At 69.3% G+C, this 15680-nt stretch carries 17 protein-coding genes; 11 read left to right on the top strand and 6 right to left on the bottom strand.

Going from position 1 to position 15680, the window contains the following annotated elements:
• Nucleotides 1-111 precede the first annotated feature (111 nt).
• Nucleotides 112-954: an SDR family oxidoreductase gene (locus tag BLS97_RS16085; RefSeq protein ID WP_407938023.1), complete on the bottom strand. Its 843-nt coding sequence runs from the start codon at nucleotides 952-954 to the stop codon at nucleotides 112-114.
• Nucleotides 955-1131: 177 nt separating this feature from the next.
• On the opposite strand from BLS97_RS16085, the gene crcB (BLS97_RS16080) reads away from it, so the two are divergent.
• From crcB (BLS97_RS16080) to BLS97_RS16050, 8 genes are all read left to right on the top strand, one after another.
• Nucleotides 1132-1620, top strand: coding sequence for a fluoride efflux transporter CrcB (gene crcB / locus BLS97_RS16080; protein WP_090477540.1), 489 nt, complete (start codon nucleotides 1132-1134; stop codon nucleotides 1618-1620).
• Complete coding sequence (crcB, locus tag BLS97_RS16075) at nucleotides 1620-1988, top strand: fluoride efflux transporter CrcB (RefSeq protein WP_090477538.1); 369 nt, start codon at nucleotides 1620-1622, stop codon at nucleotides 1986-1988. The genes crcB (BLS97_RS16080) and crcB (BLS97_RS16075) overlap by 1 nt, the downstream gene beginning before the upstream one ends.
• Nucleotides 1985-2119, top strand: a complete 135-nt coding sequence (locus tag BLS97_RS24260; protein ID WP_269457450.1) for a hypothetical protein — start codon at nucleotides 1985-1987, stop codon at nucleotides 2117-2119. The genes crcB (BLS97_RS16075) and BLS97_RS24260 overlap by 4 nt, the downstream gene beginning before the upstream one ends.
• Before the next feature lie 89 nt (nucleotides 2120-2208).
• Complete coding sequence (locus BLS97_RS16070) at nucleotides 2209-2808, top strand: hypothetical protein (RefSeq protein WP_090477536.1); 600 nt, start codon at nucleotides 2209-2211, stop codon at nucleotides 2806-2808.
• 142 nt (nucleotides 2809-2950) lie between these two features.
• Nucleotides 2951-3862, top strand: a complete 912-nt coding sequence (locus BLS97_RS16065; protein ID WP_157695473.1) for a DUF929 family protein — start codon at nucleotides 2951-2953, stop codon at nucleotides 3860-3862.
• On the top strand, nucleotides 3859-4302 hold the full coding sequence (locus BLS97_RS16060) for a vitamin K epoxide reductase family protein (protein WP_090477532.1): 444 nt from the start codon (nucleotides 3859-3861) through the stop codon (nucleotides 4300-4302). Before BLS97_RS16065 ends, BLS97_RS16060 begins: the two co-directional genes overlap by 4 nt.
• A gap of 49 nt (nucleotides 4303-4351) precedes the next feature.
• The gene (locus BLS97_RS16055; RefSeq protein ID WP_090477530.1) at nucleotides 4352-4555 is read left to right on the top strand and encodes a hypothetical protein; all 204 of its coding nucleotides are present in this window, start codon (nucleotides 4352-4354) and stop codon (nucleotides 4553-4555) included.
• Nucleotides 4552-7194, top strand: coding sequence for a bifunctional FO biosynthesis protein CofGH (locus tag BLS97_RS16050; protein WP_407938022.1), 2643 nt, complete (start codon nucleotides 4552-4554; stop codon nucleotides 7192-7194). Before BLS97_RS16055 ends, BLS97_RS16050 begins: the two co-directional genes overlap by 4 nt.
• A gap of 59 nt (nucleotides 7195-7253) precedes the next feature.
• Here BLS97_RS16050 and BLS97_RS16045 read toward each other — a convergent pair whose 3' ends face one another.
• A complete protein-coding gene (locus BLS97_RS16045; protein WP_090477528.1) occupies nucleotides 7254-8555 on the bottom strand; it encodes an MFS transporter in 1302 nt (433 codons plus the stop codon).
• A gap of 140 nt (nucleotides 8556-8695) precedes the next feature.
• Nucleotides 8696-9160 carry an NUDIX domain-containing protein gene (locus BLS97_RS16040; RefSeq protein WP_090477526.1) on the bottom strand — a complete coding sequence of 155 codons (465 nt, stop codon included), beginning with the start codon at nucleotides 9158-9160 and terminating at the stop codon, nucleotides 8696-8698.
• A gap of 719 nt (nucleotides 9161-9879) precedes the next feature.
• Between BLS97_RS16040 and BLS97_RS16035 the strand changes: the two genes are divergently transcribed.
• From BLS97_RS16035 to BLS97_RS16025, 3 genes are all read left to right on the top strand, one after another.
• Complete coding sequence (locus BLS97_RS16035) at nucleotides 9880-10890, top strand: sugar phosphate isomerase/epimerase family protein (RefSeq protein ID WP_090477524.1); 1011 nt, start codon at nucleotides 9880-9882, stop codon at nucleotides 10888-10890.
• 237 nt (nucleotides 10891-11127) lie between these two features.
• Nucleotides 11128-11907 carry a CoA transferase subunit A gene (locus BLS97_RS16030; protein WP_090477522.1) on the top strand — a complete coding sequence of 260 codons (780 nt, stop codon included), beginning with the start codon at nucleotides 11128-11130 and terminating at the stop codon, nucleotides 11905-11907.
• Entirely contained in the window at nucleotides 11907-12542 is a 636-nt protein-coding gene (locus tag BLS97_RS16025; protein WP_090477520.1) for a 3-oxoacid CoA-transferase subunit B, read from the top strand. The genes BLS97_RS16030 and BLS97_RS16025 overlap by 1 nt, the downstream gene beginning before the upstream one ends.
• Nucleotides 12543-12551: 9 nt before the next feature.
• On the opposite strand, the gene BLS97_RS16020 is transcribed toward BLS97_RS16025, so the two are convergent.
• The 3 genes from BLS97_RS16020 to BLS97_RS16010 all read right to left on the bottom strand — a co-directional run bounded on the left by BLS97_RS16020 (nucleotide 12552) and on the right by BLS97_RS16010 (nucleotide 15613).
• Nucleotides 12552-13658 carry an MBL fold metallo-hydrolase gene (locus tag BLS97_RS16020; RefSeq protein ID WP_197676214.1) on the bottom strand — a complete coding sequence of 369 codons (1107 nt, stop codon included), beginning with the start codon at nucleotides 13656-13658 and terminating at the stop codon, nucleotides 12552-12554.
• A gap of 126 nt (nucleotides 13659-13784) precedes the next feature.
• The gene (locus tag BLS97_RS16015) at nucleotides 13785-14456 is read right to left on the bottom strand and encodes a ThuA domain-containing protein (protein ID WP_090482379.1); all 672 of its coding nucleotides are present in this window, start codon (nucleotides 14454-14456) and stop codon (nucleotides 13785-13787) included.
• Nucleotides 14457-14521: 65 nt separating this feature from the next.
• The gene (locus BLS97_RS16010) at nucleotides 14522-15613 is read right to left on the bottom strand and encodes a Gfo/Idh/MocA family protein (protein WP_090477518.1); all 1092 of its coding nucleotides are present in this window, start codon (nucleotides 15611-15613) and stop codon (nucleotides 14522-14524) included.
• Nucleotides 15614-15680 lie beyond the last annotated feature (67 nt).

The raw sequence follows: 15680 nt of genomic DNA, 5'->3' as shown, positions 1-15680 counted from the left end.
GCGTCCCGGGGCAGGCGCCCGCAACGTCGCCGCGGACTTCGATGGTCTCGATGCTAGTCGCGGCGACCAAGCCCGATTTCCGGGCCGAGCGCCGGTCGCCGCACGGGCCGTTCAGGATCGGAGCAGGTCGGCCAGCGACGTCGCCGGATGCCCGGTCAGTGCGGGGATGTCGTCACTGACTCCGTCCATCTCCCCCGCCGCGATGGCCGTGTAGGTGCTCACCCAGGCATCGAGTTGCCACCGCGGCGCGCCGTACACCGCCCGCGACGCGTACGCCTCCTCCAGGGTCTCGGCGACGTAGCGGACCGGACGGTCGAGGGCGACGGTCAGCGTGGCCGCGACCTCGGCGAGGGTGAGCGCCTGCGGTCCGGTCAGCCGATACGTCCGCCCACGGTGGCCGTCCGGCGCCAGCAGGACCGATGCGGCCACCTCCGCGATGTCGCGCTGGGCCACGGCGGCCACCCGACCGTCGCCCGCCGGCCCCCGGATCGCACCGTCGTCGCCGACCAGGCCGGGGAGGAAGTCCAGGTAGAGGTTGTCCCGCAGGATCACGTGGTCGATCCCGCTCGACCTCAGATGTTCCTCGGTCGCCCAGTGGTCCCGGCCCAGGGTGAAGGTCGAATCGGCCGCAGCGCCGAAGAAGGACAGGTACACGATCAGCTCGACCCCGGCCGAGGCCGCGGCGTCGATGAAGGTGAAGTGGTCCTGCACCCGGTCCGGCTTCTCCGCCGCGGACACCATGAACAGGGTCTTGATCCCGGTCAGGGCGGCCGTGCTGGCCGACGGGTCGACGTAGTCGGCGACGGAGATCTGGGCACCCGGCAGCTCCGGGGCGCGGGACGGGTCACGCACGATCAGTCGCTGGGCGACACCGGCGGCGGCGAGGCGCCGGGCCACCATGTCGCCCACCCTCCCGGTCGATCCGGTGGTGGCGTAGGTCGGATTCGTCATCATGGCTGTGGAGTATCGTCGCCCCTCGCGGGCCTGCGACACGTCACGGGGCGCACGGTGGTGGGGCCCACCGTCACCAACCGCCCGCCGGTCGACGCCGACCCGCGACGCCAACGGTCCCTACACGATCAGTTTCGCCGACCCGCTTCCCGCGGCGTGGCCCAACGTGTAGGAGCAACCATGACGGATCACCCCGGCCCATGGGCCCGGCCTGAGCCGATCGATCCCGATGTCGACCTGGCCTTCGCCGATCAACGCCGGGAGTTGCACGGTCACCACCCGGTCGTGCTGGGTGCGATCGCCGCCGGCGGGGTGATCGGCGCCCTGCTGCGTTACCAGGTCGGCCTCTGGTGGCCCAGCGCGGCCGGGCACTTCCCGGTGGCCACGCTGACCATCAACCTGGTCGGATGCCTGGTCATCGGGGTCTTCATGGTCGTCATCCACGAGGTCGTGACGCCCCACCAGCTACTTCGGCCGTTCTTCGGTACCGGCCTGCTGGGCGGCTTCACCACGTTCTCGACCTACTCGCTGGACATCACGAACCTGCTCCGCGAGGGCCGCGGCGGAACCGCTCTGGCCTACCTGGCCATCACCGCCGCCGGCGCGGTGCTCGCCGTCAGCGGCGGAATGTTCCTGACCCGGCGCATCGCGAGCGGGGTGCGCGCCTGATGGTCGAATATCTCGTCGTCGCCGCCGGGGCCGCGGTCGGGGCCCCGCTGCGGTACCTGACCGACCGGACCGTGCAGGCCCGGCACGACAGCCTGTTCCCCTGGGGCACGTTCACCGTCAACGTCGTCGGCAGCCTGATCCTCGGCGTGCTGACCGGCGCGACCCTGGCCGGCGGCGGTTCCACCCTGCGACTGCTGATCGGGACGGGCTTCTGCGGCGCGCTGACCACCTACTCGACCCTCTCCTTCGAGACGGTCCGGCTGATCGAGCAACGGGCCCGGTTCTTCGCCGTCGCGAACATGCTCGGAACCGTCGTCGCCGGGCTGGGCGCCGCGGTCGTGGGTTTCACCCTGGGGCAGGTCTGGTGACGTTGCCCGGTCTGATGGCCGGGGAGGTCTCGGTCGTCGTCCCGGCTGAGCTCGATCGCGAGCGGACGCTCATGACGGCCGAGGTCGGAGAACTGGAGGCGGCCCTCGGTCCATCACCGAGGGGGATCTGACGTCCGTGGTCAACAGGATGCTCGCCGACGGATGACGCGCGCCCGACCGAACCTTGCCCACCTCCTCGTCGACTGATTCACTCCGATCCGTGAACTGGACCGCGCACTCTTCGTCTTCCCCGGCCCCCCGACCCGGAACATCGGACGCCCCCGACGCCGCCGGGGCCACGGCCGACGGCGTCCCGGTCGGAGTGACGGTCGGGGTGACCCAGGAACTGGCTGCATCCGCGCTGCGCGAGCGCATCTACGGGTCGATCGCCTGCCTGAGCACGCTGCTGGTGATAACCGGTTACACCCCGCTCGAACATCCGTGGGAGAAGGCCCTGGATGTGCTGATCGCGGCCGGCGGCCTGTACAGCGCGAGCGTCCTGTCGGAATTCGTCGCACACCTCGGCGTGCACCGGGTCACCCCGGACGGCAAGGATCTGCGTCACATGCTGTGGGCCTCCGGCCAGATCATGGCCGCGTCGGCGTTGCCGTTGGCGCTGCTCGCCCTGGCCGGGCTGAATGCGGTGCGGTTGCACACCGCGGTGTGGGTCGGCGTGTGGGTGCTGGTGGCCGAAATGGGTCTGTTCGCTCTGCTCGCGGTGCGTCACACCGCCCTGAAGTGGTGGGGGCGCGCGCTTCTGGTCGTGATCCTGCTGGCGTTGGGGCTGGGTGTCGTGGTCCTCAAGACATTGGCCCACTGACTTCTCCCATGTCTCGCCGACCCGGATCCCACTTCGCGGGCACATGCTGCGGCTCAGTCTTGCCCGAGGGGGGTGGGATACCGGCCGGCTTGCGATACTCGATGGCAGACCGGAACAACACGAGGAAGAGCGTGGCGCGACAGTGAGCAACCCCAAGGGCAAGAATCCGCAGGCGGGCAAGAATCGGGCAGCCAATCAGCAGGCGGCTCGTGAGCACGCCCGGAAGTTGCGGGAGGAACGGCTCCGGCGGGATCGGCGCAACCGCCTGCTGAGGACCGTCGGCGCACCGGTCCTGGTCGTGGTCCTGATCGTCGTGGTGTTCGTGGTCGTCAAGGCCAACCAGAAGCCGCCCGCCGCGGCCGCCCCGTCCGGCCCGGCCCCGGCCACCCTGACGGCGTCGCTGGAGTCCATCCCGACCGCGAACTACGACACGGTCGGCAAGGGCAGCACGGACTCCCGGGTGATGACCGCGATCAACGGTGACGCACTGACAGCCGGGGGCAAGCCGCGGGTGTTGTACATCGGCGCCGAGTACTGCCCGTTCTGCGCGGCCGAACGGTGGTCGATGGTGACGGCCTTGGCTCGCTTCGGCACGTTCAGCGGTCTCGGGACCACCAGTTCATCCTCGTCCGACTCCTACCCGAACACCGCCACCCTGACCTTCCACGGAGCGACCTACACCAGCCAGTACCTCTCGTTCACCGGCGTCGAGGAGACGACCAATGTACGAAGCGGAAACGGGTACGCACCGTTGGACAAGCCGTCAGCCGCCGACCAGGCGTTGGTGACCAAATACAACACTTCCGGCAGCATCCCGTTCGTCGACCTCGGCAACAAATACCTGATCAGCGGCGCCTCCTACGACCCGCAGGTGCTCGCCGGGCTGACCCAGGCCCAGATCGCAGCGGCGCTGCTGAAGCCGGATTCCGACATCGCCAAGGGCGTCCTGGGCGGAGCGAACTACGTGACGGCCGCGCTGTGCAGGCTGACCAACAACCAGCCGGCCGCGGTGTGCACATCCTCGGCTGTGACGTCCCAGACGCTTCCGTCATGACGCAGGTCCACTCGACGACCCGTTCCCGGCCGCAGCTGATCGCGTTCGGCCTGTCCATCGCCGCGCTGCTGATCTCGGCCTACCTGACGTACGAGCACTTCACCGGCTCGACCACCCTGGCCTGTTCGGGCACCCAGACGGTCAACTGCCTGAAGGTGACGACCAGTCAATGGTCGGTGATCGCCGGGGTCCCGGTGGCGGTGGCCGGCCTGGCCTTCTTCGTGGTGATGACCTTGCTCTGCGCGCCCACCCGGTTCGCCAAGGACGTCGCCCTGCTGCGGTTGCTGGGCGTCCTGATCGGCACCGCCAGCGTGCTGTGGCTGGTCTACGTCGAACTGTTCAAGGTCGACGCGATCTGCCTGTGGTGCACCGCCGTACACGTGGTGACCCTGTCCCTGCTCGGCGTCGTCCTCTGGTGGCGAGAGACCGACCGAGCGTAAGGCTCGCCTAGGGCACCGGCTATCGTGGTGCACGTGCCCGCTTCGGCAGGTGCAACGGTCCACGGCGGCGGTCCGGGGTGACACCCGGCGGGGCAAGTCCAGCAGTCGTGAGTCCGACGGATCCGGGTCCTTGATCCGGGTTCTGGCTCTACGTCCGTGGGTGGTGGCCGCAATCGGCCAGCCGTCAGCCGAGGAGTTCGGCGAAACCTGCAACGCATCGGTGGCCGACACCGACGCCGAACGAACTCCGTGACCGCCGACGCCCCCGAAGGACTTTCCGTGACCGATCTTCCCCAACCCGTTCTGCCCGATCCCGCCCCGTCGGCCAGTGCCATGCGGCGCGCGTTGCGGCGAGCCCGCGACGGCGTCACGCTGGACGAGACCGAGACCGGGGTGCTGCTGCGGGCCCGCGGCGCCGATCTGGAAGATCTGTGTTCCAGCGCCGCGCGAGTGCGTGACCAGGGCCTGCAGGCGGCCGGACGCCCCGGCGTGATCACCTACTCCAAGAAGGTCTTCATCCCACTCACCCGGTTGTGCCGGGACCGTTGCCACTACTGCACTTTCGCCACCACGCCGGGGCGCGTCCCGGCACCGTTCCTGTCGGTCGACGAGGTGCTCGAGATCGCCGAAGCCGGGCGGGCCCTCGGCTGCAAGGAGGCTCTGTTCACCCTCGGCGACCGACCCGAGGACCGGTGGGACGCGGCGAAGCAGTGGCTGGAGGAAGCCGGGTACGAATCGACCCTCGACTACGTGCGGGCCGTCAGTATCCGGGTGCTCGAGGCGACCGGCCTGCTCCCCCACCTGAACCCCGGCGTGATGAGCTGGCAGGAGATGGCGCGCCTGAAGCCGGTGGCCCCGTCGATGGGGATGATGCTGGAGACGACCTCCCGGGAGATCTTCGAGAACCGGTCGGGCGCCCACTTCGGTTCACCGGACAAGGATCCGGAGGTCCGGTTGCGGGTGCTCGAGGACGCCGGGCGCAGTTCCATCCCGTTCACCACGGGCATCCTGATCGGTATCGGCGAGACGCTGGCCGACCGGGTGGAGTCGATCTTCGCGATCCGGCGGTCGTCCCGGGCCTACCGGGGAATCCAGGAAGTCATCGTGCAGAACTTCCGGGCCAAGCCGGACACCGCGTTCGCCCGGCGGGCCGACGCCGAGATGGACGAGCTGGTCGCGACGGTTGCCGTCGCGAGACTCGTTCTCGGGCCGTCGGTTCGGCTGCAGGCGCCCCCGAACCTGATCGAGGACCAGTTCTCCCGGGTGCTGGCGGCCGGGATCGACGACTGGGGCGGCGTTTCGCCGCTCACCCCCGATCATGTGAACCCGGAACGCCCCTGGCCGCAGATCGATGACCTGGCCGCGCGGACGGCCGAGGCCGGATTCAGGCTGGCCGAGCGCCTGACCATCTACCCCGAGTACGTCCGGGCCGGCGAGCCGTGGCTGGACCCGCGCCTGCGAGCCCACGTCGACGCGCTCGCCGATCCCGAGACCGGACTCGCACGGCCGGATGCCATTCCGGTCGGCCGGCCATGGCAGGAGCCGGAGGAACCGGCCGGCGGACCGAACGGCCCCGGCGGCCTGACCTCGTCCGGACGCACCGACCTGGCCACCTCCATCGACACGGAGGGCCGCACATCCGACCGGCGATCGGACTTCCTGGACGTCTACGGCGACTGGGACGCGCTGCGGGAACGAATCCGCGCGCCGCGGAAGTTCGAATCGGACGTCCTGGCCGCGCTGCGGATCGCCGAACGGGACCCGGGTTCGCTCGACGGGGCGGCCGCGCTGTCGCTGATGACGGCGACCGGGCCGGAGCTGGACGCGGTGTGCGCCCTGGCCGATTCGGTGCGGGCCGATGTCAACGGGGACAACGTGACCTACGTCGTGAACCGGAACATCAACTTCACCAACGTCTGTTACACCGGCTGCCGGTTCTGTGCGTTCGCGCAACGGCGGACGGACGCCGACGCCTACTCCCTGTCCACCGACGAGGTGGCCCAGCGGGCACGGCAGGCCTGGGACCTGGGCGCGACCGAGGTGTGCATGCAGGGCGGCATCGATCCGGAACTGCCCGGCACGGCCTACTTCGACCTGGTCCGAGCGATCAAGTCGGCCGTCCCCGAGATGCACGTACATGCCTTCTCACCGATGGAGGTGGTCAACGGCGCCACCCGGGCCAACCTGTCCATCCACGACTGGCTGGCCGCGGCCAAGGAGGCCGGACTCGACAGCATCCCGGGCACGGCGGCCGAGATCCTGGACGACGACGTGCGGTGGGTGCTGACCAAGGGCAAACTGCCGACCGCGTCATGGGTGGAAGTGATCACCACCGCCCACCGACTGGGGATCCGCTCGTCGTCGACCATGATGTACGGGCACGTCGACACCCCCGAGCATTGGGTCGCCCACCTGGCGTTGCTGCGCTCCATCCAGCGTGACACCGGCGGTTTCACCGAGTTCGTGCCGTTGCCGTTCATCCACACCAACTCGCCGATCTACCTGGCCGGGCTGGCTCGGGCCGGCGCGACCTTCGACGAGAACCGGGCTGTGCACGCCATGGCCCGACTGATGCTGCACGGCGCCATCGACAACGTGCAGACCTCTTGGGTCAAGCTCGGCGTCGACGGCACCCGCTCGATGTTGTCCGGCGGGGCCAACGATCTCGGCGGAACCTTGATGGAGGAGACCATCTCGCGGATGGCCGGCTCGGAGTTCGGCTCGTACAAGACGGTGTCCGACATCGAGGAGATCACCGTCCCGATGGGACGTCCGGTGGTGCAGCGGACCACCACCTACGGTCCCGTTGACATCGAAAGGCAAGAGGCAGCACGCACTTTCGACGGTCTGGCCAATGCTCCCAAGCGCTCGCTGCCGTTGACGGTGTCGTAGCGGTCGGTCCGGTCGGGCCCTTGTGTCCGATCGGACCGCGCCCGTCCCGGGTACGCCCGTCAGGCGGTCGTCGGTTCGTTCTCCGGCCGGTTGATCGCCGCCGGGAGCTTGCGGATCTGGAAGGACACCAGCGCCGCCACCAGGCACATCCCAGCCGCGCCGAACCAGGCGATGGTGTACGCCCCGGTCTGGTCACGGATCACGCCCGCGGCCACCGAGATCGCGGCGGCGCCGATCTGGTGCGAGGCGAACACCCATCCGAAGACGATGTTGCCGTCGTCGCCGAACGCTTGCCGGCACAGCGCCGCGGTCGGCGGAACGGTGGCCACCCAGTCCAGACCGTAGACGATCACGAACGCGACGATGCTCGGATGTATGGCGTCGGACAGCAGACCGGGCAGCATCATCAGTCCGACGCCCCGGAATCCGTAGTACAGCGCCAGCAGGACCCGCGGGTTGACCCGGTCGGTGAGGTAGCCGGAGCCGATGGTGCCGACGATGTCGAAGATCCCGACCACGGCCAGGAGATTGGCCGACGTCGTCTCGGACAGGCCATGGTCGTGCGCGGCCGGGATGAAGTGGGTGCCGATCAGACCATTGGTGGTGGCCCCACAGATGGCGAAGCCGGCCATCAGGGCCCAGAACGTCCGGTGGTGCGAAGCCATCCGGAACACGGAGATGGCGCGCCGGGCCGAGCCTCTCGCCGACAGCGGCCGCACACCGACCGGCTCGTCGGCCGGCGCCCCGTACGGGGTGATATTGCGGTCGGCCGGGTGGTTGTGCAGGAACAACAGCACCAACGGAACGACGGCGAGCGCGGCCCCGGCGATGATCAACGAGGCGAGCCGCCAGCTGCCGTTGACCGTGACGGCGGCCAGGATCGGCAGGAAGATCAGCTGACCGGTGGCGCTCCCCGCGGTCAGCACCCCCATCACCAGGCCCCGCCGTTTCACGAACCAGCGCGAGGCGACCGTCCCGGCGAACACCAACGCCATCGAGCCCGTGCCCAGGCCGATCAGTACACCCCAGGTGAGCAGCAGTTCCCACTGATGCCGGACGAACACGGTCAGGCCGCTGCCGGCAGCCACCAGCACGAGAGCGGAGGAGACGACCCGCCGGATGCCGAACCGCTCCATCAACGCAGCCGCGAATGGCGCCGTCAGGCCGAAGAGCACCAGGTTGACCCCCACCGCCAGCGAGATGATGCCGGTCGACCAGCCGAATTCCTTCTTCAACGGAATCATCAGCACACTCGGCGCGGCCCGGAAACCGGCCGCACCCAGCAACGCGACGAAGGCCACCGCGGCCACCACCACCGCCGGGTGCACGCCGAATGTCCGCCGCGTGCTGTCGATGGCCATGATGCTCCCGCTGATGCACTTTGCCGGTTGACGGTGACGACCGCGATCTGGAGCACCACCGACAGCATCTCCCGCCGGTCACGGTAGACCGGCCTACTTTTCTCCGGCAAGCCACCATTTCGGCCAACCGGTCAATGGGGTCAGCGAGAAAGCTCTTGCCGCAGAAGGTCGATGACGGGCACCTGTCCCCTGATCAGCAGGCGAGCTGCCTCGTCGAGGGTGCACCACCGGGCCCGGTCCACCTCCGGGATCTCCAGCCGGCGGCCCGAACGGGGTGGCCATTCGATCTCGGTCATGTTGCTGGCGATGTGATCGGCGTCGAAATTCCCGGCCCGGGCGAAGATCGTCACCGACTTCGCGGACGACTGACGCAAGGTACCCAGCAGCACATCGTCCCCCTCCGGCGGCGGGCGGCCCATCTCCTCGGTGAACTCGCGGATCGCCGCCTCCCGCGGGTCCGCGCCCGGCTCGAACTCGCCCTTGGGAATCGTCCAGCCGGCCGCGTCCTTCTTCGCCCAGAAAGGTCCGCCCATGTGAGCCAGCAGTAGCTCCGGTTCGCCATCCTCCCGGATGCGGTGGAGGAGCAGCGCCGCGCTGGTCTTCACGGTGTCCCGCTTCCGATTTGCCCGGGACGCCCGGTCCCGGTTCCGGCTTGCCGTGCGCGCCCGGCTTGCCCGGTGCACCAGGCTTGCCCGGGACACCCGGTGCGACCGGTCCGCTCGGCTTGCCCGGCGCAAAGGATCGTGCGGGCCGTATGCGACGCCGGTCGCCGACGGGGCAGCGGACTCGCCTGGTCGGCACTACGCAGCGTCATTTGGTCCACCGGTCAATGGTGTCACGTGCCGGTCGAGCCGCGCCTCGGGTTCGGCCGCTCGGCAGGGACCCCAGCTCGGCGTGTCGCGGACCGGCGGACCGGCGGACCGCTCGTAATGCCGCGTGCGCGCGCGTCATACCGCCCTGCGGGGCAGCGGGTGACTCGTAATGCTGCGAGTCCACTTGTCATACCGTCGGGACCATGACGGGTACTCGCAGGTATTACGAGTACCCGGGCCGGGCGAGTAACCCCGCCCGTGCCGGCGACGCAGACGCCAACCGCAGACCCCGCCCGTGCCGGCGACGCAGACGCCAACTGCAGACCCCGCCCGTTCCGGCGACGCCGACGACAACCGCCCACGCCGACCGCCGAGGCGAACCGTCCACCGCCGACCGCCGAACGCCCACGCCCACGCCCACGCCGACCGCCGACCGCCGACGCCAACCGCCGACCCACGGCCAGGCCGCCTTCCTTCGGGGCCGATCACCGTGCGGAGTAAGGTCGCGGGCCATGAGCACACATCCGATCACTCTTTTCACCGGGCAGTGGGCCGATCTTCCGTTCGAGGAGGTGGCCCGACTGGCGTCCGAGTGGGGTTACGACGGTCTCGAGATCGCCTGCTCCGGCGACCATCTCGACGTCGAACGGGGCGCGGTCGACGACGACTACATCGCATCCCGGCACGAGATCCTCGATCGGTACAACCTCAAGGTCTACGCCATCTCGGTACACCTGCAGGGTCAGGCCGTCTGCGACGACCCGATCGACCAACGCCACCAGGGCATCCTGTCCAGAGGGGTCTGGGGCGACGGAGACCCGGAGGGTGTGCGGCAGCGCGCCGCCGAAGCGGTGAAGAACAGCGCCCGCACCGCGGCCCGCCTCGGCGTGAAGACCGTCATCGGATTCACCGGTTCCTCGATCTGGAAGTACATCGCGATGTTCCCGCCGGCCTCGTCGGCCATGATCGATGCCGGCTACCAGGACTTCGCGGACCGCTGGAACCCGATCCTGGACGTCTTCGACGAGGTCGGCGTGCGCTTCGCCCACGAGGTACACCCGTCCGAGATCGCCTACGACTACTACTCAACGCAGCGGGCGTTGGAGGCCATCGGCCACCGCGAGGCCTTCGGCCTCAACTGGGACCCCTCCCACATGGTGTGGCAGGGCATCGACCCCGTCCAGTTCATCTGGGACTTCAAGGACCGCATCTACCACGTCGACTGCAAGGACACGAAGGTCCGCACGCCCGACGGGCGGCGTGGCATCCTCGGCTCGCACCTTCCCTGGGCCGACCCGCGCCGCCGCTGGGACTTCGTCTCCACCGGACGCGGGGACGTCGACTGGGAGGACTGCTTCCGCATGCTGACCACGATCGGCTACGAAGGACCCATCTCGATCGAGTGGGAGGATGCCGGCATGGACCGCCTCCACGGTGCCCCGGAGGCGATCGAGTACGTCCGATCGCAGCTCTTCCCGCCGCCGGCGACATCTTTCGACGCTGCCTTCTCCACGCAGGACTGAGCATCTGGTCGAAGCTGCGCGTCAGGGCGGACCGGGCAGGCGGCCGAGGAGCCGCGCGGTCCGCCCGGCCCCGCCGACCCTGGAGGTTCACTCGCCTCGCCCGGTGATGACGTTGTGGCGGGGCCCGTTCCTGACGAGGCCGGGAACCGGCGCGGCCGCGCACCCGCCCGAGCCGGCACCAGCAGCGCAGGGCATGCTAGGCGAACCATCTCGCCTGGCGTCGACCGGAAGGCAGACATGAACAAGTTGGCCGCGAGCACCGCCGATGCGGTCGCCGACATTCCTGACGGCGCCTCCTTGGGCGTCGGGGGGTTCGGCCTGGCCGGCATTCCGTGGGTCCTGATCGACGCGGTTCGGGCCAGGGGCACGGCCCGACTGACCGTGGTGTCCAACAACTGCGGCGTCGACGGGGCCGGTTTGGGTCGACTGCTGGAGGCCCGCCAGATCGAGCGAGTGATCGCCTCGTACGTGGGCGAGAACCGGGAGTTCGCCCGCCAGTACCTGGCCGGCGAGTTGCACGTCGAGTTGACCCCGCAGGGCACCCTGGCCGAACGGCTGCGCGCAGGCGGTTCCGGAATCGGCGCGTTCTACACCCCCACCGGGGTGGGCACGCAGGTCGCGCTCGGTGGACTCCCCTGGCGTTACCACGTCGACGGCACGATCGCCGAGAGCTCACCGGCCAAAGAGGTCAGGGAGTTCGCCGGTCGACCCATGGTCCTCGAAGAGGGGATCCGGACCGATTTCGCCCTGGTCCGGGCGGCCGTGGCCGACGCCGCCGGGAACGCACGGTTCCACTCCGCGGCCCGCAACTTCAACGTTCCGATCGCGATGGCCGGTGGGGTCACCGTGCTGGAGGCCGAGCGGATCGTGCCGATCGGAGCGATCGATCCGGACGACGTCCACCTGCCCGGGATCTTCGTGCAGCGGGTGGTCGCCCTGACGCCCGAACAAGCGGCGGCCAAACAGGTCGAGAAGCGAACCGTCCGCAGGGGCGACGACGCGCAGGGGGAATCCTGATGTCCTGGACCCACGAGCAGATGGCCGCCCGCGCCGCCCGCGAACTGTCCGACGGTCAGTACGTCAACCTGGGCATCGGGCTGCCGACCCTGATCCCGAACCACCTGCCGGCCGGCGTCGAGCTGAACCTGCACTCGGAGAACGGCATCCTCGGGGTTGGCCCGTACCCGCTCGACACGGATGTCGATCCTGATCTGATCAACGCCGGCAAGGAGACCGTGACGGTGCTGCCGGGTGCTTCCTACTTCGACTCGGCGACCAGTTTCGCGATGATCCGGGGCGGTCACATCGACGTGGCCGTCCTCGGCGGGATGGAGGTCTCGACCTCCGGCGACCTGGCCAACTGGATGATCCCGGGCAAGATGGTGAAGGGCATGGGCGGGGCCATGGACCTCGTGCACGGGGCGAAAAAGGTCATCGTGCTGATGGATCACACGGCCAAGGGCGCGCCGAAACTCCTGACCCAGTGCGCTCTTCCGCTGACCGGCCAGGGTGTCGTCGATCGGGTGATCACCGACCTCGGTGTCCTGGACGTCGCCGGCGACCACTTCGAGTTGGTCGAGCTGGCACCTGGGGTCAGCGAACAGATGCTCCGGGACGCCACCGCCGCTCCGGTCACCGTCACCGTTGGCTGACGCCGCTCGTCAGCCGCGCGCCGTATAGACGGTGGCCGCCCCGCCGGCGAGGTCGTCGTCGTCCGGGACGGCCCGGTCGATCCGTGCCATCTGGAACAGATAGGCCAGGTGAGCGATCGTCTCGGCCAGTGCGGCGCGGCGCTGGAATCCCGTCACGTTGACCCACCCTCGCGACCAGCTCAGCCGCTCGGTGACCTGCCAGGACGTGCACGGCCCGAGATCGGCCATGACGGTGAGGATCTCCTCGCACCGGTCCTCGTGGTGGGCCAGCAACTGCTCGATCCGCCGCCGCGCGCCCCGGAAGCGCCATTCGTGCGCGGGCAGCACTTCGGCGCTGTCGTAGCCGAGAAGTCGCCGTAGCGAGTTCAGGTACGGGCCGAGGGGCGGGGCGGCGGAGTGCGGCTGCAAACCCACGTTGGGACTGATCCGGGGCAGGATGTGGTCGCCGGTCAGCAGCAGGTCGTTGTCCACGTCGTGCAGGCAGAGATGCCCCGGCGTGTGGCCGGGCGTGAAGACGGCTCGGATCTCCCGTCCGGCCAGCGCAATCCGATCTCCGTCGGAGATGAGTACCGTCGGCTCGGCCATGGCCCGGAAGGTGTCGATGCCGCCCTCGGACATCCGCAGCGCATCGGCGAGCTCGTCGGGCACGCCCTGTTCGGAGATCCAGCGCGCGTCGCTGGCCGCGACGGTGCCGGCCGGGTAAGCATGGGTGGGCAGGGAGTCCCGCTCGGCCGGGTGCATCCCGATCCAGGCGCCGGACGCCGCGGCCAGTCTCGCGGTGATGCCGTGGTGATCGGGGTGCGCGTGGGTGATCACGACCCCGGTGATGGCTCCGATCGACGCCCCGGCCGTGGTGACGCCGGCCTCGAGCGCCGCCCAGGCCGCGTCGGTGTCCCAACCGGGATCGACCACCACCAGTTCGCGGTCACCGAACAACAGGTAGCACAAGGTGTATCGGATCGGATTGTCCGGAACCGGGACCGGCACCGACCACACCCCGGGCCGCACCAGTTCGACCGGCGGCCATCCCTTGGCCCACCAAGCATCGTGCTGGGTCGTTCCGGTGACCTCCAGTCCGCCGGCGGAGCTCGGCGCAACGGGTGCCTCTGGGCACATGGCGCGCCTCCTTCTTCGGGGCCGCGGCCACCGTCAGGTGCCGCGGCGAAACCCGTGTGGTCGGTATTTCCCCTCGGCGAACCATCTCACGGAGCGGGGGCGGCCGGAGTTACCGCCCCGGGCTACTCAGGCGAACCATTCCCGCGGCGGGTGATCGACGGCCGGGGCGACCCGGGGGACGTCCGGCTGAGCGGCCCATTCCACCCCGTTGGCGAGTACGCGACGGATCTCCGGCTGCTGGTACACCGGGTACTCCTGATCGCCGGGTGAGAAGTAGAAGATCCGACCCCGTCCGCGGTGGAACGTCACTCCGGATCGGAACACTTCGCCCCCGGCGAAGGAGCTGATGAAGATCAGATCGTCGGGCTCGGGGATGTCGAACAGTTCGCCGTACATCTCCTGGTGCGGGATGACGATCGGGTGAGGCAAACCGGCCGCGATGGGGTGGGTGGGGTTGACCGTCCACACCAGTTCCCGCTCGGCCTCGTTGCGCCACATGAGCGAGCAGGTGCTGCCGAGCAGTTTGATGAAGATCTTGGAGAAGTGCCCCGAGTGCAGGACGAGCAACCCCATGCCGCCCAGCACGTGACGGTGCACCCGTTCCACCACCTCGTCGGACACCTGGTCGTGGGCGACATGTCCCCACCAGAGCAACACATCGGTGCCGGCCAGGACCTCCTCGGTCAGGCCGTGCTCGGGATCGGCCAGGACCGCGGTCCGCACCTGGGCCTGCGGCAGCAGTTCGCGCAGACCATCGGCGATGGCACCGTGGATGCCGTCCGGGTAGTCGGTGGCCATGCTGGCCGGGCGGCCGGAAGCCTCGTGGACGGCTTCGTTCCAGACGGTCACCTGCAATGGTCGACTCACAGTTGGATCTCCCGGTTCTGGGTAGCGGAAAGGTAAGCGGCGTCGATGATCTCGGCCCGCATCAGGGCCAGAGAACCGTCGTGCCGGGCCCACGCCGCCGGTCCGGACCGGATCACTTCCACGAAGTCCTCGACCACTTGCTGGTGCGCCCGGCCCGGCTCGGCCGCGACCACACGGTCGGCGTTGCGGCCCTCGGACTCGGTGAACACCGATAAGGTCCCGACCGGGGTGAAGGACGCGCCCTCGATCCGCAGTTCGGCTCCCCCGTCGGTGCCGTACACGGTGAAGTCCATCAGATCCTTCGGGCTGCGGTAGCCTGCCCAACCCGCCTCGATCAACAACGTCGCGCCCCCTTCCAGTCGCAGGAACGCCGACGCGAAGTCCTCGACCTCGAAGGGCGACACGGTCGCGTCGGCGGCCGTGCGACCGGAGCCGCCGCGGCCTCTGGGACCGAGCTCGGCGTACGTCACCGCCGATACGGCAAGCACCTTCGGCTCGCCGAGCAGGTACAGGGCGAAGTCCAGCACGTGCACGCCGATGTCGGCCAATGGGCCCCCACCGGCCAGTTCCCGGCTGGTGAACCAGCTATTCAGCCCCGGGATCCCGGCCCGGCGCAGCCAGGAGGCCTTGGCGTAGTAGGGGCGGCCGAGCTCGCCGGCCGTGATGATCTGCTTGAGGGCGCCGATGTCGCCTCGACGACGGTGGTTGAATGCGACGTCGAGGACGCGCCCGGCCCGCCGGGCGGCGTCGACCATGGCCCTGGCCTCGTCCCCGTTCCGGGCGATGGGCTTCTCGCTGAGCACGTGAATGCCCTTGTCCAGGGCGGCGATCGCGATAGGGGCGTGCAGGAACGTCGGGACGGCCACACTGACCGCGTCCAGGTCGAGTCCGAGCATCTCCTCCCAGCTGTCGAACCGCCCCTGCACCCCGTGCTTGGCTCCGAGTTCGGCCAGCAGGTCGGTCTCCTTGCCGGCGAGACCGACCACCTCGACCCCGTCGATCTGCTGGTAGGCCGCCAGGTGCTGCTGGCCCGCCCACCCCAGACCGATCACGCCGACCTTCAACGGTTCTGACTTCGTCGTCGACACCTGCTGCTCCTTCGCTCCCGGACCGTGGCACCCGGGTGCCTCCCACCATAGGTACTGGGCCGGGTGG

Source organism: Nakamurella panacisegetis, assembly GCF_900104535.1.
In the GTDB taxonomy this organism is placed as follows: Bacteria; Actinomycetota; Actinomycetes; order Mycobacteriales; family Nakamurellaceae; genus Nakamurella; species Nakamurella panacisegetis.
This window is presented reverse-complemented; position numbering and strand designations above follow the sequence as displayed.